The organism is Sphingomonas chlorellae, from assembly GCF_056485145.1.
Genome location: NZ_JBQXXM010000001.1, coordinates 114,632 through 133,954, shown reverse-complemented (window position 1 = coordinate 133,954; position 19,323 = coordinate 114,632). Strand labels below are relative to the sequence as shown.

Here is a 19,323-nt window from a genome sequence, read left to right as displayed (position 1 = left end):
CTTCTCCCTGTGCGAGGACCGTCGGGGACGGCCGTCGCCTGTGTTCGGGCGAGAAAGAAGCAACAGGCGTGCCAAATGGCGCAAAAGCGGCGTCGACGGCGGCGATTGCGCGTCAACGGCAAGCGATTGCCGGGATGCGGCAAGGCGTTGCCGCCCGGGCGGACGGCCGCCGCGCCACGGCCGCGAGCGCGCGGCGATTGGCCCGGGCTTTGCAGAAGCGGCGCGCATGACCGGGAACCTGTTCGCCTCGTTATGGGATCCGCTTGCCTTTGCGCTTGTCGTCGGCGGCGCGCTGCTCTGCGCCTTGCTGCGGACACCGTGGGGCGATGCACGGCGCGCGATCCGTGCGTTGCCGCGGTTGTTCCGGCCCGGTTTCGCGGCCGAGCCGCTGCTCGACCAGCTCGCCGGGCTGGTGCGGATCGCGCGGCGGCACGGGGTGATCGCGCTCGACCGGGCGGTGATCGCCGATGCCGATGTGCGGCTGGGGGTCGAGGCGGCGGTCGATGGCGAGGATGCCGGGGCGATCGCGGCGCGGGTCGAGGCGGCGATCGCCGCGCGGCTGGCGCGGCAACAGGCGGCGGCGGCGTTCTGGGCAGCGGCGGCCGAGGCCGCGCCGGCGATGGGAATGGTGGGAACGCTGATCGGATTGGCGAGGATTTTCCGCGACTTGCAAGACCCGGCCGCGATCGGCGGGGCGATGGCGGTGGCGTTGCTGACGACGCTTTACGGGGCGTTGGTGGCGAGCCTGGTGGCGGGGCCGGTGGCGGCGCGGCTGGGCGCGCGGGCCGAGGCCGAGGCGGCGGGGCGGCGGCGGCTGGTGCGGCCGCTGGCGGCGCTGGCCGCATGAACGGGCGGCCGATCTGGCTGACGACGCTGGCCGACCTGGCGTTGCTCATCACCGGATTTCTTGTTTTTATTCAAGCGAATATGCGCAACCCCGCGCGCGTTGCGGCGGCGATGCAGGCCGGGTTCGGCGGTACGCGCACCCCCGGCGCGCTGGCGGTCGCGAGCGCCCGGGTGAGCGGCTTTGCCCCCGGTTCGGCGGCGCTGCCCGACACGCGCGCGGCGACCGAATGGGCGCTCAATGGCATGCGCGATCCGCGCGTTCGGATGACGATTACGGGCGAATGGGAGTCGGAAGAGGCCGATCGGCCGCAAAAAAACGCGCCCGGCATGCTGTTGGCCGTCGCGCGATGTCATGCCGTTGCGGCTCGACTGATCGCGAGCGGCGCGGTCCCCGCCGACCGCATCGACCTGGCGATCGCGCGCGGCGGCCGGCAGGTCACGCTGACGCTCGCCTATGCCGCGCCCCCCGCGCCGGGCGCCCCGATCCCGTTGTGCAAAGGAGAAGGCCGATGCCGATGATCCCGATGATCCCGATCCTCCCGATGACGCTGCTGGCGGCGGCGGCGGCGGCGCCGTCGCCGCAGACGCCGCCCGCGATCCAGTCGACCGCGGCGATCGACGCGGCGGTGGCGCGCTTTACCGGGCACCGGCTGGGCGAGCCGGGCGGCGCGCGCGCGGCGGTCGACCCGCGGCTGCGGCTGGCGGCGTGCGCCGCACCCGCGATCGAATGGCGCAGCGCCGCGCGCGACGCGGTGGTGGTGCGCTGTCCGGACCCGCAATGGCGGCTGTTCGTGGCGATCACCGCACCGACCCCCGCCCCGGCGGCCGCGGCGGCGCCCACGCCCACACCCACGCCGATACCCGCGACGGCACCCGCCCCCGCCGCCCGTCCCGCCCCCGCGCCGATCGTCGTGCGACGCGGCGACGCGGTGCTGGTCGAGGCGGGGGCCGAGGGCTTTGCCGTTTCGCGCGAGGGGGTGGCGATGAACGATGCCGCCGCGGGCGCGCGGCTGACGGTGCGGATCGACGAGACGCGCCCGCCGATCCAGGCGATCGCGGTCGCCGCGGGCCGCGCGCGGCTGCCCGGATGGGGCGACTGACGGCGCCCGCGCGGACGCCGCATCTTTTTTCGCCTTTTCGCTAAAGCCGCGCCGCGACCGGCCGTTTAGCGGGAGCGAGGGCAAGGCAAGGATTGCAGCCATGGTGGATCCGATCGGCAACAGGCCAGGCATGACGGGGCCGACGCGCATCGCGCCGGTGCGGACGGTCGCGCCGGCGTCGCCGGGCACCGCCGCGCTGCCGGGCGACCGGCTGGAGACCGACGCGGTCGGGCTGCGCCGTGCGCTCGCCGAGGCGCCGCCGGTCGATTCGGACCGCGTCGCCGAGATCCGCAAGGCAATCGAGAAGGGCGAGTTCCCGATCACCCCGGCGCGCATCGCCGATCGGCTGCTCGCGCTGAAGCTGAACTGGAACCCCAATGGCGCGGCGTGAGGCGATGATCGCGGTGATCGAGGCGCTGCATGCCGAGATCGCGGCGCTGCGCAGCGGCGAGGTGGCGACGCTGGAGACCGCGACGCGCGCCAAGCTGGCGGCGATCGACACGCTCGCCGCGCTCGACGGCGACGCCCCCGATGACGAGTTGCGCGCGCTGGCGATCGAGGCGCAGCGGCTGAACGAGACCGCGCGCGTCTATGTCAACCTGATGGCGGCAAATGTTCGCCGCCGCCTGCAACTTCTTTCCGGCGAGCCCGTCGCCGCCTATGCCCCCCGCGCCCCCGGCGGCGCCTTTGCCGGCGGCTATCCCGGCTGAAACGTCGCCGGCGCGCGCGCCGACCGCGCGCGATTGGCACGTGCCTTGCTGAACCCCTGTCGACCGCAAACTGGATCGGCAGGCGATGGACGCAGCGACAATCGATGACGGCAGGATGCACGCGCGATCGGCGATCGCCGCGGCGAGCCGCCGCACGGGAATCGATTTCAACTATCTGCTGGGGCAGGCGCAGCTCGAAAGCGGGATGCGCCCCGATGCGCGCGCCGCGACGTCGAGCGCGACCGGATTGTACCAGTTCGTCGAGCAGAGCTGGCTGGCGGTCGTCAAGCAGCACGGCGCCGACCACGGGCTGGGCTGGGCCGCCGATTCGATCCGGCGCGGCGCCAACGGGCGGCTGAACGTCGCCGATGCGGGGACGCGCGCGGCGATCCTGCGGCTGCGCAGCGACGCGAACACCGCCGCGCTGATGGCCGCCGAACATGCCGCCGACAATCGCGAGGCGATCGAGACGGGCACCGGCCGCAGCGCGACGGGCACCGACCTGTATCTCGCGCATTTCCTGGGGCTGGGCGGCGCGCGGCGGTTCCTGTCGGCGATGACCGCCGACCCCGACCGCGCCGCCGCCGGGCTGTTCCCAGCCGCGGCGCGCGCCAACCGCAACGTGTTTTACGACCGCGACGGCAGCGCGCGTTCGCTGGGCGCGATCTATCGCCGCTTTGCCGAGCGGCTCGACCGCGGCGCGGCGGCGAACGGCGCGACCGGCCGCGCGTCCGACGGTCTCGACGGGCTGGGCGGCGCGATCGGCATGGGCGCGGCCGAGCGGATCGCAGCGGGCGAGGCCGATGCCGAGGTGGTGCTGGGCAACGGCGCGGTGGGCGGCGACCGCCACTGGATCGCGACGACGCTGGCGCAGCTCCGCGCCGGGCGCGGCGCCGCGGCGATCGTCGACGGCACGGCGACCGGGGGCGGGGCGGGCGCGACGTGGGCAGCGGGGGCCGCGGGGGCCGCGGGGGAAGCGGCGACGCCGCTGCGCCCGACGCCGCAGACCGCGCGGCTCGCCTATCTGATGCTCGCGAGCCTGGGGGCGTGACGCGATGACGACGACGACGATGACGGGGCTTACCCCCCGCTTCGGCCCCGCGCTGCGCGGCACCGCCTTGCCGGTGGCGATCCTGCTGCTCGTCGCGCTGATGGTGGTGCCGCTGCCCGCGATGCTGCTCGACGCGTTCTTCATCATGAACATCACGATCAGCCTGGCGGTGCTGATGGTGGCGCTCAACGCCGAGAAGCCGCTGGATTTTTCGGCCTTTCCCACCGTGCTGCTGTTCGCGACGCTGTTCCGGCTGGGGCTCAACGTCGCGTCGACGCGCGTCGTGCTGGTCCACGGCCATGAGGGCGAGGCGGCGGCGGGGCACGTCATCGAGGCGTTCGGCACCTTCCTGATCGGCGGCGACTATGTCGTCGGGCTGTTCGTGTTCGCGATCCTGATCGTCATCAACATGGTGGTGGTGACCAAGGGCGCGGGGCGCGTTTCGGAAGTGAGCGCGCGCTTCACGCTCGACGCGCTGCCCGGCAAGCAGATGGCGATCGACGCCGACCTCAATGCCGGGCTGATCGCCCCCGACGAGGCGCGCGCGCGCCGCGCCGAGGTGGCGACCGAGGCCGATTTCTATGGCGCGATGGACGGTTCGTCGAAGTTCGTGAAGGGCGACGCGATCGCCGGGCTGCTGATCCTGGCGATCAACATCGTCGGCGGGCTGATCCTGGGCGTCGTCAGTCACAAGATGGCGGTGGGCGAGGCGGCGCAAACCTATGTCCTGCTTGCGATCGGCGACGCGCTGGTCGCGCAGTTGCCGTCGCTGATGCTGTCGATCGCCGCGGCGGCGATCGTCACCCGCGTCAATTCGACGCACGACCTGGCGGGACAGATCGGCAGCCAGTTCGGCAGCGAGCGGACATGGGCGCCGGTGGCGGGGATCCTGGCGCTGCTGGGCGTGCTGCCGGGGATGCCGCACCTCATCATCCTGACCGCCGCGGGCGCGGCGGGCGCGGCGGCGTGGAAGCTGCGCGGCCGGCGGCGCGCCGCCGAGGCGGCGCCGCCCGCGCCCGAGACCGCCGCCGACCCGTCGCGGATCGGCTGGGACGAGGTGACCGACGCGATCCAGGTGATGATCGACATCGGCTATGGGCTGGTGCCGCTGGCCGACGAGCGGCGCGGCGGCGCGCTGATGGGGCGGATCACCGGCGTGCGCCGCCAATTGTCGCGCGCGCTGGGCTTTGTGGTGCCGCAGGTGCGCGTGCGCGACGACATCAACCTGCCGCCCTATTGCTATCGCATCGTCATCGGCGGCGTGGTGGTGGGCGAGGACAGCGTCACGCCCGACGCGATGCTGGCGCTCGACACCGGCCAGGCGGCCGGGCCGATCGCGGGGCGCGCGGTGAAGGACCCGACCTTCGGCCTCGACGCGGTGTGGATCGCCGCGGGCGACGCCGATGCGGCGACGGGCGCGGGCTATCTGGTGGTCGATCCCGGCACGGTGATCGCGACGCACCTCAACCAGCTTTTGACGCAGCACGCCGCCGAGCTGCTCGGCCCCGACGAGGTGCAAGCGCTGCTCGACGGGCTGAAGGACCATGCCGGCGCGCTGGTCGCCGCGCTGTGCCCGCAGCCGGTGCCGCTGACGACGCTGACGCAGGTGCTGCGCAGCCTGCTGGCCGAGAATGTGCCGTTGAAGGAGTTTCGCCGGATCGCCGCGGCGATCGCGGCGGCGGCGCAGCGCACGCTCGACGCCGAGGAGATCGTCGAGGCGATCCGCCCGGCGCTGGGCGCGCTGATCGTCCAGCGGCTGTGCGGCGTGCGCGAGCCGTTGCGCGTGATGACGCTCGACGGCCAGCTCGAGGCGCTGCTCGGCCAGGCGCTGCGCGGCGACCCGTCGCGGCGCGCGATGATCGAGCCCGAGCTGGGCCGCCGCATCACCGACGCGTTGCAGCGCGCCGCCGCGCCGCTGATCGCCGAGGCGCGCCCCTTTGCCCTGGTCGTCCAGCCCGGCATCCGCATGGCGATGCGGCGGCTGGTGCGGCCGGTTCTTCCCGACACGCCCGTCATGAGCTTCTTCGAGGTGCCCGAGGACAAGGCCATCGAAGTCGTCGCCGTGATCGGCGCACCCGAGGCGATTGCCGCATGACCGCAGCCCATCCGCATCCCAGGCCCGCCTTTCCCGCGACCGGCGCCGCCGGCGCCGCCGGGCCGCTGACCTATCGCCCGCAGCCGCGCAGCGGGCCGGCGCAGGCGCAGGCGGCGCAGGAAGCGCTGGTGCGCCGCCACCTGCCGCTGGTGCGGCGGATCGCGTGGCACGTCCATGGCGCGATGAGCACGATCGTCGAGATCGACGACCTGGTGCAGGTGGGGCTCGTCGCGCTGATCGAGGCGGCGCGCAGTTTCGAGCCGCGCGGGACGGTGGCGTTCGAATCCTATCTGGCGACGCGGCTGCGCGGCGCGATGATCGACGAGCTGCGGCGCCAGGCGACGCTGACGCGCGGCGCGATGCGGCGACGGCGCGCCTATCAGCAGGCGGTGCAGGCGCTGACGGCGGCGACGGGCCGCGCGCCCGACGAGGCGGCGGTCGCGGCGCGGCTGGGCGTCAGCGTCGAGCGGCTGCGCAGCGACTATGCCACCGCCGAGGCGGTGCGGTTCGACCCGATCGACACCGAATATTCGGACGAATCGCTGCTGTTCGCCGACGATGCGCCCGATGCGTTCGAGCAACTGGCCGAGGCCGACCAGCGCGCCGCGCTGATCGCCGCGATCGCCGCGCTGCCCGAGCGCGAGGCGCAGGTGATCCAGCTTTATTATGTCGAGGAGCTCAACCTGGAGGAGATCGGCCAGGTGCTGGGCGTGGGCGCGGCGCGGATCTGCCAGATCAAGGCGGCGGCGCATGCCCGGCTGCGGCGCGCGCTGGCGCGGGCCGGCGGGTGAGCGCGGCGGCCGGCGGCGGCGCGAACGCGTTCGGCCCCGGGAACCATCCGGTCCCCGGGGCCTCGCGGCGCCGCACCTTCCCCACGAAAGCGCGGCGCGCGACCGGTCGCGGTGCCTGTCAGGGGGGCGACACCCCGGACCGGCGGGAGCGGTTACTTGAGCAGCGACAGCACGTTCTGCTGGCTCTGGTTCGCCTGGGCGAGCATCGCGGTCGACGCCTGGCTGAGGATCTGGGCCTTGGCGAGCGCGGTGGTTTCGGCCGAATAGTCGGTATCCTCGATCCGGCTGCGCGCGTCGCTGAGATTGGCGACGTTCGAGGTGAGGTTGCTCACCGCCGATTCGAGCTGGCTCTGGCCCGCGCCGAGCTTGGCGCGCGCGGTGTTCACCGTGGTGAGCGCGTCGTCGATCGTCTTGAGCGCGGTGCCCGCGGCGGTGTCGGTGCCGATGTCGACCGCGATGGCGGCGGTGAGGTCGAGCTTGGCGAAATCGAGCGTGACCGTGTCGGTCTTGTTCGCGCCGGTCTGGATGCTCACCGAGCCCGTGGTGCCGGCGGTGCCGTCGAACAGGTTGACGCCGTTGAAGTTGGTGTTGGTGAGCACGCTGGTGATCTGGGTCTGGAGCGCCTTGACCTCGGCCTGGAGGTTGGTGCGGTTGGCGCTCGAATAGGTGCCCGACGCCGACTGGACCGACAGCTCGCGGATGCGCTGGAGCATGTTGGTGACCTCGTCGAGCGCGCCTTCGGCGGTCTGCGCCATCGAGATGCCGTCATTGGCGTTGCGGATGCCCTGGTTCATGCCGCGGATCGAGGCGGTCATCGTCGAGGCGATGGCGAGGCCGGCGGCGTCGTCCTTGGCGCTGTTGATGCGCTTGCCGGTCGACAGCCGCTGCGATGCGACCGCGAGCGCGTGATCGGCCCGGGTCGAGGCATTGGCGGCGCGCAGCGCGGCGGTGTTGGTGGCGATTGCAGTCATTGGTTCGATCTCCCGTCCTGTGCCGGCATGCCCGCCCCCCCTGAACGGGAGCCCGGTGCCGTCGCGCCAAGGAACGGCCGGCGCGGCGGCGGCTTAAGCGGAAAATATCCGTCGCCCCTCGCGCGCGTGCGCGTAGACGCGCCCGGAGCAAAACGGAGCGATCCTGAGAAATTTTACGACGAATTAACCAACAATGTCGCAGACATGGCCCCAACAGAGGGGAAGTCCATGCGACGAATCGTTCCTTCCGCGGCCGTTCTTCGACAGGATTACGCGCTGGTTTCGGCGCTGCGCGCGCAGGGATTCGCGCTCGACGGCGATGATCGCACGGCGGGCAGCCTGTACCTGGTCCGCGCCGGCGAGGCGGTGACCGCGCCCGCGCGGACGCTGGTGATCGCGACGCGCGACGGCGACGGGCCGGGCGAGGCGGTGCCGTTCCGCGACGGCAACCCGGCGCGGCTGGGCTTTGCCGCGGGCGAGACGGCGATGGCGGCGGCCTATGCCAGCGCGATGCTGCGCGCGCCGTGCCAGCCGGTCGCGGCCGATCCCGAGAGCCTGGCGCTGCTCGCGCTGGCGGGGCGCGTCGCGGCATCGGACATCACCGTGCTGATCAACGGCCCGACGGGGACGGGCAAGGAAGTGCTGGCGCGCGCGATCCACCTCGATTCGGCGCGTGCCGAGCGCGGTTTCGTCGCGATCAACTGCGCCGCGCTGCCCGAGACGATGCTCGAGGCGATGCTGTTCGGCCATGTGAAGGGCGCGTTCACCGGGGCGTCGGCGGGCGGACAGGGATTTTTCCGCGCGGCCGACGGCGGCACGCTGCTGCTCGACGAGATCGCCGAGATGCCGCTGGCGCTCCAGGCCAAGCTGTTGCGCGCGTTGCAGGAGCGCGAGGTCGTGCCGATCGGCGGGACCGCGGCCGAGAAGGTCGACGTGCGCGTGATCGCGTGCGCCAATCGCGACCTGCAGGCCGAAGTGGCGGCGGGGCGGTTCCGCGCCGACCTGTATTACCGGCTGGCGGTGTTCCCGCTGACGACGCGCGCGCTGGCCGAGCGGCCGGGGGACATCGCCCCGCTCGCCGCCGCGCTGGTGCTGCGCCATGCCGGCGGGCGCGCGCGGCTGCCCTGGCTGACGCACGAGGCGCTGGCGGCGCTGGCGGCGCACGACTGGCCGGGCAATGTCCGCGAGCTGGAGAATGTGATCCAGCGCGCGCTGCTGCTGTGCGGCGACGGCGCGGCGATCGACGCCGGGCACCTGGTGTTCGACCGGCCCGCGCCTGCCCCAGCCCCAGCCCCAGCCCCAGCCCCTGCCCCTGCCCCTGCCCCCGCCTCCGGCGACGGGCCGGAGGATGCGCGGCTGAGCAATATCGTCCAGATGCACGAGTTCCAGGCGATCCGCGCGGTGCTGGCCGAATGCAACGGCAGCCGGATCGAGGCGGCGCGGCGGCTGGGGATTTCGGAGCGCACGCTGCGTTACCGGCTGGCCAAGGCGCGCGAGCGCGGCGCGGCGCTTGACCGGCCGCAACAGGCGATCGGCGCATGAGCGGGATCGAGGGCGCGATGGGCGTCGACCGCGTGCTGGCGCTGCGCCAGCAGATCCTCGAACGCAACGCCGCGCTGAGCCGTGCGGCGCAGGCCGGCGCGGCCGCGGCACCCGCCGCCGCGCCCGCGCCGGGGAGCGCCGCCGGCTTTTCGGCGGTGTTCGACGACGCCTTTCACGCGGTCAACGCCGCCCAGGCGCAGGCGAGCGCGCTGTCCGAAGCCTATGAGCGCGGCGAGACCGTCGACATCGCCAAGGTGATGCTGGCGCGCCAGCAGGCCTCGGTCGGGTTCGAGGCGACGCTGCAGGTCCGCAACAAGCTGTTGTCCGCATACAAGGACATCATGGCGATGCCGGTGTAAGCGATGAACGAGACGATCCTTCCCGCCGAACCGCGCGCGATCGCGCCCGCCGGTGCCGCCGGCGCCGGCCCGCTTGCCCCCGTGCTGGCGCGCGCGCAGGCGCTGGCGCAGCAGCCCGCGGTGCGGCGCAGCCTGCCGCTGCTGATGCTCGCCGGGCTGGTCGCCGCCGCGCTGCTCGCCTGGGCGATGCTGAGCACGCCCGCGCAGCGCATCCTGTTCGCCAGCCTGGCCGATGCCGACAAGGCGGCGATCACCACCGCGCTCGACGCCGCCAATATCCGCTCGCGGATCGACGCGGCGGGTTCGATCACGGTCGCCGAGGACGATTACCACAAGGCGCGGATGCTGCTGGCCGGGCAGGGACTGCCCAAGGCGGCGCCGGGCGGATACCAGATCCTCGACCAGCTTCCGATGGGCGTCAGCCGCGCGGTGGAAGGCGAACGGCTGCGCCAGGCGCGCGAGACCGAACTGGCGCGGTCGATCCAGGAGATCGACGCGATCGCCGAGGCGCGCGTCCATCTGGCGACGCCCGAGGCGTCGGCCTTTGTCCGCGACCGCGCACAGCCGTCGGCGAGCGTGATCGTGCGGCTGCACCCCGGCCGCGTGCTGGGCGAGGCGCAGATCCGCGCGATCGTCAACCTGGTCGCATCGTCGGTGCCGGGGATGCAGCCCGAGGCGGTGACGATCGTCGACCAGGCGGGCGCGCTGTTGTCGCGCCCCGGCGGCGGATCGGCGGGCGACGCGCGGATCGAGGCGCAGCGCCGCGTCGAGGACAAGCTGCGCACGCAGCTCGCCCAGTTGCTGACGCCGATGGTCGGCGCGGGCAATTTCACCGCCGAGGTGCAGGCCGAGCTCGACCTCGACGAGAACCAGGCGACGCGCGAAAGCTATGACAAGCAGGGCGTGGTGCGCGCCGAGCAGGGCAATTGGAGCGCCGCCCCGCGCGAGGGCCCGGCGGGGGGAATCCCCGGCGCGCTTTCGAACACGCCGCCGCCGGCCGCCGCGCTGACCGCGCCCAACGCGCCCAACGCGCCGCAGGGCGGCAAGCCGGGCGCGGCCAACGGCCCCGCCGCCGCGGCGGCCGCGGCACCCGGCGCCGCCGCGCCCGCACCGGGCATGGCCAAGGAAAGCGACAGTTTCGCCCGCAGCTATGAGACCGGCAAGCAGGTGTCGGTGACGCGCGCGACGCCGGGCGCGGTCAAGCGGCTGTCGGTCGCGGTGCTGCTGCGCGAGGAGCCGGGCAAGCCGCGCAGCCTGGCCGAGATCAACCAGATCAACGAACTGGTGCGCGCCGCGGTCGGCTATGACGCCGCGCGGCAGGACCAGGTGACGGTGGTGAGCCGCAAGTTCAGCACCGCCGCGAACGGCGATGCCGGTCCCGCCTGGTACGAGGCCGAATGGGTGCCGATGGCGGCGCGCAACGCGACCGCGATCGTGATCGCGCTGATGGTGCTGTTGCTGGGCGTGCGCCCCGCGCTGCGCGCGATCGGGCGCCGGCGTGACGCGGCGGCGGCGGGCGTGCCGACGCCGGACGGCGCGCTCGCGGGCGTACCGATGGCGGCGACCGGCGGCGACGCGGCGACGGGCGGCGCGGCGATACCGGCCCCGGCCGATCCCGCCGCGCGGATCGGGATGGTGCGCGCGCTGACGCGCGACGATCCGGCGCGCGCGGCGCTGGCGGTGCGCGACATGATCCGATCGGACGCGGCATGACCGCCGCGCGCGCGTTCAGCGGCGTCGAGCGCGCCGCGGTGCTGATGATGCTGGTGGGGGACGAGGAAGCCGCGGCGATCCTCCAGAAGCTCGACCCCGACGAGGTGCGCGCGCTGGGCAGCGCGATGTACGCCGTCGCCGATGTTTCCGAAGCCGAGATGCACGCCGCGATGGACGAGTTCGTCGCGCGCGCCGAGACGCGCACCGGTGTGACGTTCGACCCCGCGCCGCGCGTCGAGACGATCCTGACGCGCGCGCTGGGCCCCGAGCGCGCGGCGACGATGCTGGCGCGCATCCTGCCGCCCGAGGCGCGCGGCCGGATCGAGGCGCTGCAATGGTATGACCCCGCCGAGATCGCGGCGATCATCGCCGACGAGCATCCGCAGATCGGCGCGGTGCTGCTCGCGCAGTTCGATCCCGAAAGCGCGGGGAGCGTGTTCGAGCAGCTTCCCGAGGCGTTGCAGCCGCAGATCCTGCGCCGCGTCGCGCGGCTGGGCCCGGTCTCGCCCGAGGCGATCGCGACGATCGAGGCGATGCTGAAGCGCCGCGGCGCGACCGTGCGGCGCGCGCCCGAGGTGCAGATCGGCGGCACGCGCGAGGCGGCGCGAATCCTGTCGAGCGCGCGGCGGATGACCGAACAGCGCGTGATGCCGCGGCTGGCCAAGATCGACCGCGACGTCGCGCGCGCGATCGAGGAGGCGATGTTCGTGTTCGACCATCTGCTCGCGCTCGACGACAAGAACCTGTCGACGCTGATCCGCCAGGTCGATGGCGAGGTGCTGATCAAGGCGCTGAAGGGGACCGATGCGGCGACGCGCGAGCGTTTCCTGGGATGCATGTCGAGCCGCGCCGCCGACGGCATCCGCGACGAGATGGAGGCGCGCGGGCCGATGAAGCTCGCCGAAGCGCTCGACGCGCAGAAGGCGATCGTCGCGGTGGCGCGCGGGCTGGTGAAGGACGGAACGATCCGGATGCCGAACAAGGGCGGCGAGGACGAATATGTCTGAATTCGTCCCCGGCCTGTTGCCGCGCCGCGCCGCCGCGCCCGACTTCGTCCCCGCCTTTGGCCGCGGGCCGGCGTTCGCGGTCGCGCCGCGTCCCGGCGACGCCGCGCGGGTCGCCGAGGCGCCGGGTGCGGAGGCGGCGGCGGCCGGGACGGACGGCGGCGCGCGGATGGAACTTGCGGCGCCTGCGCCTGCGCCTGCGCCTGCCGCCGACGGGGCGGGCGAGGCGACGACGATGCCGCGGCCGCGCCATTTCCGCCCGGCCGATCCCGACGCCAATCCGACCGCGGGCTGGGATCCGTTCCGGGCGGCGGCGACGGCGGGGAGCGCGGCGGCGGCCGGGGATGCGATGGCGGATGCCGGGGCGGTGCTTGCCGCGGCGGCTCCGGCGACCGACGCGGCGGCGCGGGCGGCACTCGCGGCGCGGATCGCCGATGCCTTTGCCGCGGGACGCCAGATCGATCGCGCCGCGCTTGCCGAGCAGTTGCGCGCGACGGTGCTCCATCTGGTCGAGCAGATGCTGGGCGAGGCGGCGGTCGATCCCGAATGGCTGGGCGCGCGGATCGCCGCGGCGACCGCGCTGCTCGGCGAGGCGCCGGTGGGCGCGGTGACGATCCGGCTGCACCCGGCCGAATGCGATGCGGTCGCGCCGCTGCTGCCCGCGGGCGTCGCGGCGTGCGCCGATGCGACGGTCGAGCGCGGCGGCTTCGTCCTCGAAAACGCGGTGACGCGGATCGAGGAGGGGCCGGGCGCGTGGCTCGACCAGCTGCGCGCCGCGACCGCGGGCGTGCCGGTCCCGTCATGCTGACGCGGTTCGCGGGCGATTATCTGGCGACGCTGACCGCGCACGCGCCGGCGCCGCAGCCGCGCGTCGCGGGGCGGCTGGCGGCGTGCGACGGGCTGTTGATGGAGGCGGTGGGGCTGCGCCTGCCGGTGGGCACGGTGTGCGCCGTCGGCGACGCGCCCGCACCGATCGAGGCCGAGGCGATCGGCTTTCGCCACGGCCGGACGCTGTTGATGAATCTGGGCGGGCCGGCGCCGCTGTTGCCCGGCGCGGCGGTGCGGCCGATCGGCGCACCGGGCGAGGCCGAGGTGGGCGCGGCGCTGCTGGGCCGCGTGGTCGACGGCGCGGGGCGGCCGATCGACGGGCTGGGGCCGATCCGCGGCGCGGGGCGCTGGCCGCTTGCCGGGCGGATGCAGTCGCCGCTCGAGCGCGGCCGCGTGCGCGTGCCGATGGACGTCGGCGTTCGCGCGATCAACGGGCTGCTGACGATCGGCCAGGGGCAGCGCATCGGGATCATGGCGGGATCGGGCGTGGGCAAGTCGGTGCTGCTGGGGATGATGGTGCGCGCGGCGGCCGCCGACGTCGTCGTCGTCGGGCTGATCGGCGAGCGCAGCCGCGAGGTGGCGGACTTTCTGGAGACCAAGCTCGCCGGCGCGGCGCGGGCGCGATCGGTGGTGGTCGCGGTGCCCGCCAACCATTCGCCGGTGCTGCGCATCCGCGGCGCGATGCGCGCGACCGCGATCGCCGAGGCGTTCCGGGCGGAAGGGCGGCAGGTGTTGCTGATCCTCGACAGCCTGACGCGCGTGGCGCATGCCGGGCGCGAGATCGGGCTGGCGCTGGGCGAGCCGGCGTCGGCGCGCGGCTATCCGCCGTCGGCGATCGCGATGCTGCCCGGGCTGATCGAGCGCGCGGGCGTCGATGCGCAGGGGGGCGGGTCGATCACCGCGCTCTACACCGTGCTGGCCGACGGCGACGACGGCAACGACCCGGTGGTCGATTCGGCGCGGTCGATCCTCGACGGGCATATCGTGCTGAGCCGCGCGCTCGCCGAACGCGGCGTCTATCCCGCGATCGACCTGGGGCCGTCGGTGAGCCGGGTGATGGGCGACATCGTCGCCCCCGACCACGCCGCGGCGGCGCGGGTGCTGCGACGGCACCTCGCCACTTATGAGGAGAATCGCGACCTGGTGCTGATGGGCGCCTATCGCCCCGGCGCCGACGCCGCGATCGACGCCGCGATCGCCGCGCATCCGGCGGTGCTCGACTATATCCGGCAGGAAGCGGGGACGCAGGTTTCGATCGCCGAGGCGGTGGCCGAGCTGACCGGCGTGTTCGGCGATGGCTGAACGCGGCGACGGCGCCCGGCTGGCGCGGCTGCACCGCGTGCGGCGGCGCCAGTCGCTGCTCGCCGAGGCCGAGGCGGCGCGCGCCGCGGCGGTGCTGGCCGATGCGCAGGCGCTTGCCGAACGGATCGCGCGGCTGGCGGCGGCGACCGTGCCGGTGGCGGCGACGACGCCGGTGCCCGCGGCGATGCTGGGCGCGGCGGCGCATCTGCGCGCACGGCTCCACGACAGCGCGGCGGCGGCGGCCGAGCGGATCGCGACGGCGGATGCCGCCTGTGCCGCGGCGCGGGCGACGGCGCAGGCCGCCGAGCGCGACCGGCGCGCGGTCGAGAAGCTGGGCGAACGCGCGGCGGCGGCGGCGCGGCTGCGCGAATTGCGGCGGCTGGAGGCGATGCCCGCGCCCGCGCGGCCAAAACGGCACGGTCCTTGCTGAACCCACCGGCGAACGAGGTTTCGCTGCGAGGGGGTTCGATTGACGGCGCTGGCACCGATGACGGGCATGACGATCGCCGAGGGCGCGCGCCCGGCCGTGCCGCCGCGGCGCGGCGCGGGCTTTGCCGTGGCGATGGGCGCAGCCGCGCGCGGCGCGACCGGCGCCGACGCGGCCGGCGCGCCCCCGGGCGCGGGCGATCCGGCCGCCGAGGCCGCGCTTGCCGCGCAGGGGCAGGCCCTTGCCGGGGGCGGCAAGATCTTGCCGGGGTTGCCGGGCGCGGCCGACGGTGACGCGGTTCCCGACGCGGCGACCGACACGGCGGTTGACGTGGCGGAGGCGCCGCCGGCGGACGGGGCGATGCCGGGCTATGGCTGGTTCGCAGCGCTGCTCGTCCCGCCGCCCGCGCCCGCGCCGGACGGCGAAGGCGGGGCAGCGGTGCCGGCTGCGGCGACGGCGGCGACGCCGCCGGGTGCGGCGGGCGCGGCAGTCGTCGTCGGCGATGCGCTCCCCGGCGCGAAGCCCGACCCGGCACCCGAAGCGGCCGCGGGACGCGCGCAGGACGTGCCCGGCGCGCTGGCGGCGGGGCTGCACGCGTTGAAGGGGGTGATCGTCGCACCCGACCGCGCGGCGGCGGCGGCGACGACGGCCCGGCCGATGGCCGAGGGCAGCGGCGCGGCGCGCGCGGCGACGACGCTGGAGATGCTCGCCCCGCAGATCCGCGAGGCGGCGGGCACGGTGCGGATCGGCGATGCGGGCACGACGGACACGCCGGGCGAGGCGGTCGCGGTGCCGACGCTGTCCCCCGCGACCGGCGCGGCGATGGCGCCGCACCAGGTCGTCGCCAAGGCCGCGGTGCCCGAGGCGGCGATCGACACGCGCCGCGCCGAATGGATCGAGACGATGGTGGCGCGGATCGAGACCGCGCGCGAAGCGGCCGATGCCGCGGGCGGGCCGACGCGGCTGCGGCTGGCGCCGGCGGCGCTGGGCGGCGTCGAGGTCGCGATCCGGCACGAGGGCGAGCGCGTCCACCTGCATTTCCAGGCCGAGACCGCCGCGGCGCGCCAGTTGCTGAGCGAGGCACAGCCGCGGCTTGCCGAGATCGCCGAGGCACGCGGGCTGCGGCTGGGCCAGACGAGCGTCGCCGACGGGCAGGCCGGACAGGGCGGGCACGATCCCGGCCCGCGCCGCCCGCCCGAGCCGGCGCCGCCGCCGTCCCGCCCGGCGCCGTCGCGCGCCGCCGCCGCGGATGCCGCCGCCGATGCCGATGCGCGGATCGCCTGATCCGCACGGCCCGACCATCAGGGGAGATCGACATGTCCGACAACAAGCCCGACAACAAGGATGCGAGCGCGCCCGCCGCGCGACGCCGGCCGATGCTGCTGATCGTGGGCGCGCCGGTGCTGGTGCTGCTGCTCGGCGGCGGAGGGGCGGCGGTCTATGCGATGCAGGCGGGGTGGTTCGGGGCGCACGGCGCCGCGGCGGCCGACGACCGGCCGCGGCTGCTCCCCAAGCGCGAGGAGGCGCGTGCGTCGCTGGGCGAGGGCGGGCATGGCGAGGGCGCCGACAAGCCCGGCGCGCACGGGCGGCCGACCCCCGAGGGGCAGGGCGGTGACGCCTATGCCTCGAGCTATTACCCGCTCGAGAAGGAATTCACCGCCAACCTGCAGGACAGCGTCCATTTCGTTCAGGTCGGGATCGCGGTTTCGACCCCCTATGACACGCGCGTGCTCGAAAACATCAAGACGCACGAAATCGCGATCCGGTCGGCGGTGCTGATGGCGCTGGGCGAAACCAGCGAGGACGAGGTGTTTACTGCCGAAGGCAAGAAACGAATTCAGACGCGACTGGTGAAGGCGATCAACGCCGTCCTTCAAGAGAAGGAAGGATTTGGCGGCGTGAGTAACGTCTACTTTACCAATTTCATCGTTCAGTGAACGAAGATGGTTAACGACGCCGATCCGATCGAATCGAACGCGATGCCGGGCCTGCGCGGCCGGGCGGCGCATGCGCCGGTCCTGATCGGCGCCGACGCGGGCGCGGCGATCGACCTGGCCGCCGTGCAGGCGGTGGGCACGCGACTGGTCAAGGCGCTGGTGCCGATCGTCGCGCCGATGCTGCGCGACCTGGCGGGCGGCTGGGCGGCGCCGGTGCAGGTGATGCGGCTGGGCGCCTATCGCGCGGCGCGCGGCGGAACCCCGACGGCGTGGCAGCCGCTGGACATCGCGGGATCGCACAGCCCGATGCTGATCGCGCTCGACGCCGCGCGCGTGCTGCAGATGCTCGACGGATTTTTCGGGGGCGAAGGCGCCGCGCCGGCGAGCGTGCCCGCGACGCTGAGCCCCGCGGCCGAGGCGCTGGTCGCGCGGCTGGCGGCACAGCTTGCCCCCGCGATCGCGGCAGCGTGGGCGCCGGTGGCGACGATCGCGCTCGCACCGGTGGCTGACGCGGCGATCGACGCCCCCGCGCTCGACGACGACGAGGCGGTGATCGTCGCGCCGCTGTGCCTGGCCGGCGCGTCCGGCATCGCGGGCGACCCGGAGGCGCCGACGGACGGCGCCGGAGCCGGGTCGGGCGCCGACGCGGCGATGACGATCGACCTGATCTATCCGTTGCGCGCGGTGCGTGCGCCGCTGACGCGCGAGGCCGCCGGTCCCCGCGGCGCGGCGCCGCCGGCATGGCGCGCCGGGCTGACGCGCGCGGCGATGGACGTGACCTTTCCCGTGCGTGCGGTGCTGGCCGAACCGGTCGTTCCGCTCGCCCGGCTGCTCGATCTGCGTGCGGGCGATGTGCTGCCCATCGATTTCGGACCGGAGGTGCCCGTGACCGTGGCCGACCGCCGGCTGGGCTGGGGGGTGGCGGGCACCGCGCACGGACGCGCGGCGGTGCGCCTGACCCTGCTCGAACCGCTTAGCGAAGAGGATCTGCGATGAACGACATGACCGGCGGCTTTGCGGCCGAGGCGGCGACGGCCAATTTCCGGCTGCTCCAGGACGTGCCCGTGCGGCTGACGGTGGAGATCGGCGCGCGGCGGCTGACGCTGCGCGAACTGCTCGCGCTGGGCGAGGAGAGCGTGATCGAGCTCGACCGCGACGCGGGCGATCCGCTGGACGTGTTCGTCAACGGCACGCTGATCGGCCGCGGCGAGGTGGTGACGGTGGGCGAGAAGTTCGGCATCCGCATGACCGAACTGGTGAGCCCCGAGCAGCGGGCGATCCGCGCATGATGTGGGCGTATCTGCTCAAGCTCGCGATCCTGCTGCCGCTCGTCTGCGGGCTGCTCGTCGGATGCCTTTACGCCTGGCGCAAGCTGGAGGCGCGGTTGCCGCGCGGCCAGAGCCAGCGGCTGGTGCAGGTGCAGGAGACGATGCTGCTGTCGCCGGGACTGCGGCTGGCGGTCGTCGAGTTCGAGGGCCGGCGGCTGCTCGTTTCGGTGAGCCGCACCGGCGTCACGCTGGTCGATCGGGCGGGCGCATGAGCCGCCCCGCCCGCACCCCCGCCCGCAGCGCCGCCCGCCGGGTCGCGGCGGGGGCCGCCGCGCTGGCCGTGCTGGCGCCCGCGCTGGCCCGCGCCGCGCCCGCCGCGGTCGCGAACGCCGCCGCCAACGCCGCCGCCCGCCCCGGTGTCGGCGACGCGATCGATCGCGCGCTGGGCGATCTGGGCGGCGGCAACGCGCCGCTGAGCCTGTCGCTCCAGGTGCTCATCATCATGGGGCTGCTGACGGTGCTGCCGGGCATCCTGCTGATGATGACGAGCTTCACGCGCATCCTGATCGTGCTGTCGCTGCTGCGCCAGGCGCTGGGGCTCCAGCAGACCCCGCCCAACCAGGTGCTTGTCGGGCTGGCGCTGTTCCTGAGCTTCTTCGTGATGGCGCCGGTGATCAACAGCGCCAACACCAGCGCGATCCAGCCCTATGCCGAGGGACGGATCGGCGCGACCGAGATGATCGCGGGGACCGGCCGCGCGCTGCACGGCTTCATGATCCACCAGACGCGCACGCGCGACCTGAAGATGTTTGCCGACATGGCGAAGAGCGGCCCCTATGCCCGCCCCGACGACGTGCCGTTTTCGGTGCTGCTCCCCGCCTTTGTGACGAGCGAGCTCAAGACCGCCTTTTCGATCGGGTTCCTGATCTTCCTGCCCTTTCTGGTGATCGACCTGGTCGTGGCGACGGTGCTGATGAGCCTGGGGATGATGATGCTGTCGCCGAGCGTGATCTCGTTGCCGTTCAAGCTGTTGCTGTTCGTGCTCGTCGACGGCTGGGCACTGACGATGGGGTCGCTTGCCGCCAGTTTCGGAGGCGCGTGATGGACGCGGGCTATTTCCTGACCGCCGCGCGCGAGGCGATGTGGATCCTGGCGCTGGCCGCCGCGCCGATCCTGATCCCCGCGCTGCTCGCCGGGCTGATCCTGGGCATGGTGCAGGCCGCGACGTCGATCCAGGAGCAGACGCTGAGTTTCGTTCCCAAGCTGATCGTCGTCGGGCTGAGCCTGGCGGTGTTCGGCGGGATGATCCTGGGGCTGATCGGCGATTTCACCACGAGCATCTTCGAACGCATCCCCGAGCTGGTGCGATGACCGGCGGG

General features: G+C 74.0%; 23 protein-coding genes. 22 read left to right on the top strand and 1 reads right to left on the bottom strand.

What is annotated here, in order from left to right; genetic code table 11:
• The first annotated feature begins 226 nt into the window (after nucleotides 1-226).
• From ACT3CF_RS00675 to ACT3CF_RS00640, 8 genes are all read left to right on the top strand, one after another.
• Entirely contained in the window at nucleotides 227-847 is a 621-nt protein-coding gene (locus ACT3CF_RS00675; RefSeq protein ID WP_478419794.1) for a MotA/TolQ/ExbB proton channel family protein, read from the top strand.
• A complete protein-coding gene (locus ACT3CF_RS00670) occupies nucleotides 844-1,365 on the top strand; it encodes a flagellar motor protein MotB (protein WP_478419793.1) in 522 nt (173 codons plus the stop codon). The genes ACT3CF_RS00675 and ACT3CF_RS00670 overlap by 4 nt, the downstream gene beginning before the upstream one ends.
• Nucleotides 1,356-1,946: a flagella basal body P-ring formation protein FlgA gene (locus tag ACT3CF_RS00665; protein WP_478419792.1), complete on the top strand. Its 591-nt coding sequence runs from the start codon at nucleotides 1,356-1,358 to the stop codon at nucleotides 1,944-1,946. Before ACT3CF_RS00670 ends, ACT3CF_RS00665 begins: the two co-directional genes overlap by 10 nt.
• Before the next feature lie 100 nt (nucleotides 1,947-2,046).
• Nucleotides 2,047-2,337, top strand: a complete 291-nt coding sequence (flgM, locus tag ACT3CF_RS00660) for a flagellar biosynthesis anti-sigma factor FlgM (RefSeq protein ID WP_478419791.1) — start codon at nucleotides 2,047-2,049, stop codon at nucleotides 2,335-2,337.
• Nucleotides 2,324-2,656, top strand: coding sequence for a flagellar protein FlgN (locus tag ACT3CF_RS00655; RefSeq protein WP_478419790.1), 333 nt, complete (start codon nucleotides 2,324-2,326; stop codon nucleotides 2,654-2,656). The genes flgM and ACT3CF_RS00655 overlap by 14 nt, the downstream gene beginning before the upstream one ends.
• Nucleotides 2,657-2,771: 115 nt before the next feature.
• Nucleotides 2,772-3,707 (top strand): lytic transglycosylase domain-containing protein, encoded by a 936-nt coding sequence (locus tag ACT3CF_RS00650; RefSeq protein ID WP_478419789.1) that lies wholly within the window; start codon nucleotides 2,772-2,774, stop codon nucleotides 3,705-3,707.
• A gap of 4 nt (nucleotides 3,708-3,711) precedes the next feature.
• Entirely contained in the window at nucleotides 3,712-5,802 is a 2,091-nt protein-coding gene (flhA, locus tag ACT3CF_RS00645; protein WP_478419788.1) for a flagellar biosynthesis protein FlhA, read from the top strand.
• Nucleotides 5,799-6,593 carry a sigma-70 family RNA polymerase sigma factor gene (locus ACT3CF_RS00640; protein ID WP_478419787.1) on the top strand — a complete coding sequence of 265 codons (795 nt, stop codon included), beginning with the start codon at nucleotides 5,799-5,801 and terminating at the stop codon, nucleotides 6,591-6,593. The genes flhA and ACT3CF_RS00640 overlap by 4 nt, the downstream gene beginning before the upstream one ends.
• A 152-nt stretch (nucleotides 6,594-6,745) precedes the next feature.
• On the opposite strand, the gene ACT3CF_RS00635 is transcribed toward ACT3CF_RS00640, so the two are convergent.
• Nucleotides 6,746-7,564, bottom strand: a complete 819-nt coding sequence (locus tag ACT3CF_RS00635) for a flagellin N-terminal helical domain-containing protein (RefSeq protein ID WP_478419786.1) — start codon at nucleotides 7,562-7,564, stop codon at nucleotides 6,746-6,748.
• 228 nt (nucleotides 7,565-7,792) lie between these two features.
• Between ACT3CF_RS00635 and ACT3CF_RS00630 the strand changes: the two genes are divergently transcribed.
• Genes ACT3CF_RS00630 through fliQ form a run of 14 tightly spaced genes read left to right on the top strand, consistent with a single transcriptional unit; the run spans nucleotide 7,793 to nucleotide 19,315 of the window.
• Nucleotides 7,793-9,106 carry a sigma-54 interaction domain-containing protein gene (locus ACT3CF_RS00630; RefSeq protein WP_478419785.1) on the top strand — a complete coding sequence of 438 codons (1,314 nt, stop codon included), beginning with the start codon at nucleotides 7,793-7,795 and terminating at the stop codon, nucleotides 9,104-9,106.
• Entirely contained in the window at nucleotides 9,103-9,465 is a 363-nt protein-coding gene (gene fliE / locus ACT3CF_RS00625) for a flagellar hook-basal body complex protein FliE (protein ID WP_478419783.1), read from the top strand. Before ACT3CF_RS00630 ends, fliE begins: the two co-directional genes overlap by 4 nt.
• 3 nt (nucleotides 9,466-9,468) lie before the next feature.
• Nucleotides 9,469-11,178 carry a flagellar basal-body MS-ring/collar protein FliF gene (gene fliF / locus ACT3CF_RS00620; protein WP_478419782.1) on the top strand — a complete coding sequence of 570 codons (1,710 nt, stop codon included), beginning with the start codon at nucleotides 9,469-9,471 and terminating at the stop codon, nucleotides 11,176-11,178.
• Nucleotides 11,175-12,185 carry a flagellar motor switch protein FliG gene (gene fliG / locus ACT3CF_RS00615; protein WP_478419781.1) on the top strand — a complete coding sequence of 337 codons (1,011 nt, stop codon included), beginning with the start codon at nucleotides 11,175-11,177 and terminating at the stop codon, nucleotides 12,183-12,185. Before fliF ends, fliG begins: the two co-directional genes overlap by 4 nt.
• Nucleotides 12,178-12,990: a FliH/SctL family protein gene (locus ACT3CF_RS00610; protein WP_478419780.1), complete on the top strand. Its 813-nt coding sequence runs from the start codon at nucleotides 12,178-12,180 to the stop codon at nucleotides 12,988-12,990. Before fliG ends, ACT3CF_RS00610 begins: the two co-directional genes overlap by 8 nt.
• Nucleotides 12,984-14,312, top strand: a complete 1,329-nt coding sequence (locus ACT3CF_RS00605) for a FliI/YscN family ATPase (RefSeq protein ID WP_478419778.1) — start codon at nucleotides 12,984-12,986, stop codon at nucleotides 14,310-14,312. Before ACT3CF_RS00610 ends, ACT3CF_RS00605 begins: the two co-directional genes overlap by 7 nt.
• Nucleotides 14,305-14,742 (top strand): hypothetical protein, encoded by a 438-nt coding sequence (locus ACT3CF_RS00600; protein ID WP_478419777.1) that lies wholly within the window; start codon nucleotides 14,305-14,307, stop codon nucleotides 14,740-14,742. Before ACT3CF_RS00605 ends, ACT3CF_RS00600 begins: the two co-directional genes overlap by 8 nt.
• A gap of 39 nt (nucleotides 14,743-14,781) precedes the next feature.
• Nucleotides 14,782-16,023: a flagellar hook-length control protein FliK gene (locus tag ACT3CF_RS00595; protein WP_478419776.1), complete on the top strand. Its 1,242-nt coding sequence runs from the start codon at nucleotides 14,782-14,784 to the stop codon at nucleotides 16,021-16,023.
• A 32-nt stretch (nucleotides 16,024-16,055) separates the two neighbouring features.
• Nucleotides 16,056-16,676 carry a flagellar basal body-associated FliL family protein gene (locus ACT3CF_RS00590; protein WP_478419775.1) on the top strand — a complete coding sequence of 207 codons (621 nt, stop codon included), beginning with the start codon at nucleotides 16,056-16,058 and terminating at the stop codon, nucleotides 16,674-16,676.
• Between the two features lie 6 nt (nucleotides 16,677-16,682).
• A complete protein-coding gene (locus tag ACT3CF_RS00585; RefSeq protein ID WP_478419774.1) occupies nucleotides 16,683-17,672 on the top strand; it encodes a FliM/FliN family flagellar motor switch protein in 990 nt (329 codons plus the stop codon).
• Nucleotides 17,669-17,965: a flagellar motor switch protein FliN gene (gene fliN, locus ACT3CF_RS00580; protein WP_478419773.1), complete on the top strand. Its 297-nt coding sequence runs from the start codon at nucleotides 17,669-17,671 to the stop codon at nucleotides 17,963-17,965. The genes ACT3CF_RS00585 and fliN overlap by 4 nt, the downstream gene beginning before the upstream one ends.
• Nucleotides 17,962-18,216, top strand: coding sequence for a flagellar biosynthetic protein FliO (locus tag ACT3CF_RS00575; RefSeq protein WP_478419772.1), 255 nt, complete (start codon nucleotides 17,962-17,964; stop codon nucleotides 18,214-18,216). The genes fliN and ACT3CF_RS00575 overlap by 4 nt, the downstream gene beginning before the upstream one ends.
• Nucleotides 18,213-19,046, top strand: a complete 834-nt coding sequence (gene fliP, locus ACT3CF_RS00570) for a flagellar type III secretion system pore protein FliP (RefSeq protein WP_478419771.1) — start codon at nucleotides 18,213-18,215, stop codon at nucleotides 19,044-19,046. The genes ACT3CF_RS00575 and fliP overlap by 4 nt, the downstream gene beginning before the upstream one ends.
• A complete protein-coding gene (gene fliQ, locus ACT3CF_RS00565) occupies nucleotides 19,046-19,315 on the top strand; it encodes a flagellar biosynthesis protein FliQ (RefSeq protein WP_478419770.1) in 270 nt (89 codons plus the stop codon). The genes fliP and fliQ overlap by 1 nt, the downstream gene beginning before the upstream one ends.
• Nucleotides 19,316-19,323 lie beyond the last annotated feature (8 nt).

Coding starts and splice junctions, on each gene's coding strand:
- ACT3CF_RS00655 (WP_478419790.1), top strand. CDS start 2,324: ATGGCGCGGCGTGAGGCGATGATCGCGGTGATCGAGGCGCTGCATGCC.
- ACT3CF_RS00585 (WP_478419774.1), top strand. CDS start 16,683: ATGGTTAACGACGCCGATCCGATCGAATCGAACGCGATGCCGGGCCTG.
- ACT3CF_RS00605 (WP_478419778.1), top strand. CDS start 12,984: ATGCTGACGCGGTTCGCGGGCGATTATCTGGCGACGCTGACCGCGCAC.
- ACT3CF_RS00675 (WP_478419794.1), top strand. CDS start 227: ATGACCGGGAACCTGTTCGCCTCGTTATGGGATCCGCTTGCCTTTGCG.
- ACT3CF_RS00610 (WP_478419780.1), top strand. CDS start 12,178: ATGTCTGAATTCGTCCCCGGCCTGTTGCCGCGCCGCGCCGCCGCGCCC.
- ACT3CF_RS00650 (WP_478419789.1), top strand. CDS start 2,772: ATGCACGCGCGATCGGCGATCGCCGCGGCGAGCCGCCGCACGGGAATC.
- ACT3CF_RS00600 (WP_478419777.1), top strand. CDS start 14,305: ATGGCTGAACGCGGCGACGGCGCCCGGCTGGCGCGGCTGCACCGCGTG.
- fliP (WP_478419771.1), top strand. CDS start 18,213: ATGAGCCGCCCCGCCCGCACCCCCGCCCGCAGCGCCGCCCGCCGGGTC.
- ACT3CF_RS00640 (WP_478419787.1), top strand. CDS start 5,799: ATGACCGCAGCCCATCCGCATCCCAGGCCCGCCTTTCCCGCGACCGGC.
- ACT3CF_RS00665 (WP_478419792.1), top strand. CDS start 1,356: ATGCCGATGATCCCGATGATCCCGATCCTCCCGATGACGCTGCTGGCG.
- fliF (WP_478419782.1), top strand. CDS start 9,469: ATGAACGAGACGATCCTTCCCGCCGAACCGCGCGCGATCGCGCCCGCC.
- fliQ (WP_478419770.1), top strand. CDS start 19,046: ATGGACGCGGGCTATTTCCTGACCGCCGCGCGCGAGGCGATGTGGATC.
- ACT3CF_RS00630 (WP_478419785.1), top strand. CDS start 7,793: ATGCGACGAATCGTTCCTTCCGCGGCCGTTCTTCGACAGGATTACGCG.
- flgM (WP_478419791.1), top strand. CDS start 2,047: ATGGTGGATCCGATCGGCAACAGGCCAGGCATGACGGGGCCGACGCGC.
- ACT3CF_RS00575 (WP_478419772.1), top strand. CDS start 17,962: ATGATGTGGGCGTATCTGCTCAAGCTCGCGATCCTGCTGCCGCTCGTC.
- ACT3CF_RS00670 (WP_478419793.1), top strand. CDS start 844: ATGAACGGGCGGCCGATCTGGCTGACGACGCTGGCCGACCTGGCGTTG.
- flhA (WP_478419788.1), top strand. CDS start 3,712: ATGACGACGACGACGATGACGGGGCTTACCCCCCGCTTCGGCCCCGCG.
- ACT3CF_RS00590 (WP_478419775.1), top strand. CDS start 16,056: ATGTCCGACAACAAGCCCGACAACAAGGATGCGAGCGCGCCCGCCGCG.
- ACT3CF_RS00635 (WP_478419786.1), bottom strand. CDS start 7,564: ATGACTGCAATCGCCACCAACACCGCCGCGCTGCGCGCCGCCAATGCC.
- fliG (WP_478419781.1), top strand. CDS start 11,175: ATGACCGCCGCGCGCGCGTTCAGCGGCGTCGAGCGCGCCGCGGTGCTG.
- fliE (WP_478419783.1), top strand. CDS start 9,103: ATGAGCGGGATCGAGGGCGCGATGGGCGTCGACCGCGTGCTGGCGCTG.
- fliN (WP_478419773.1), top strand. CDS start 17,669: ATGAACGACATGACCGGCGGCTTTGCGGCCGAGGCGGCGACGGCCAAT.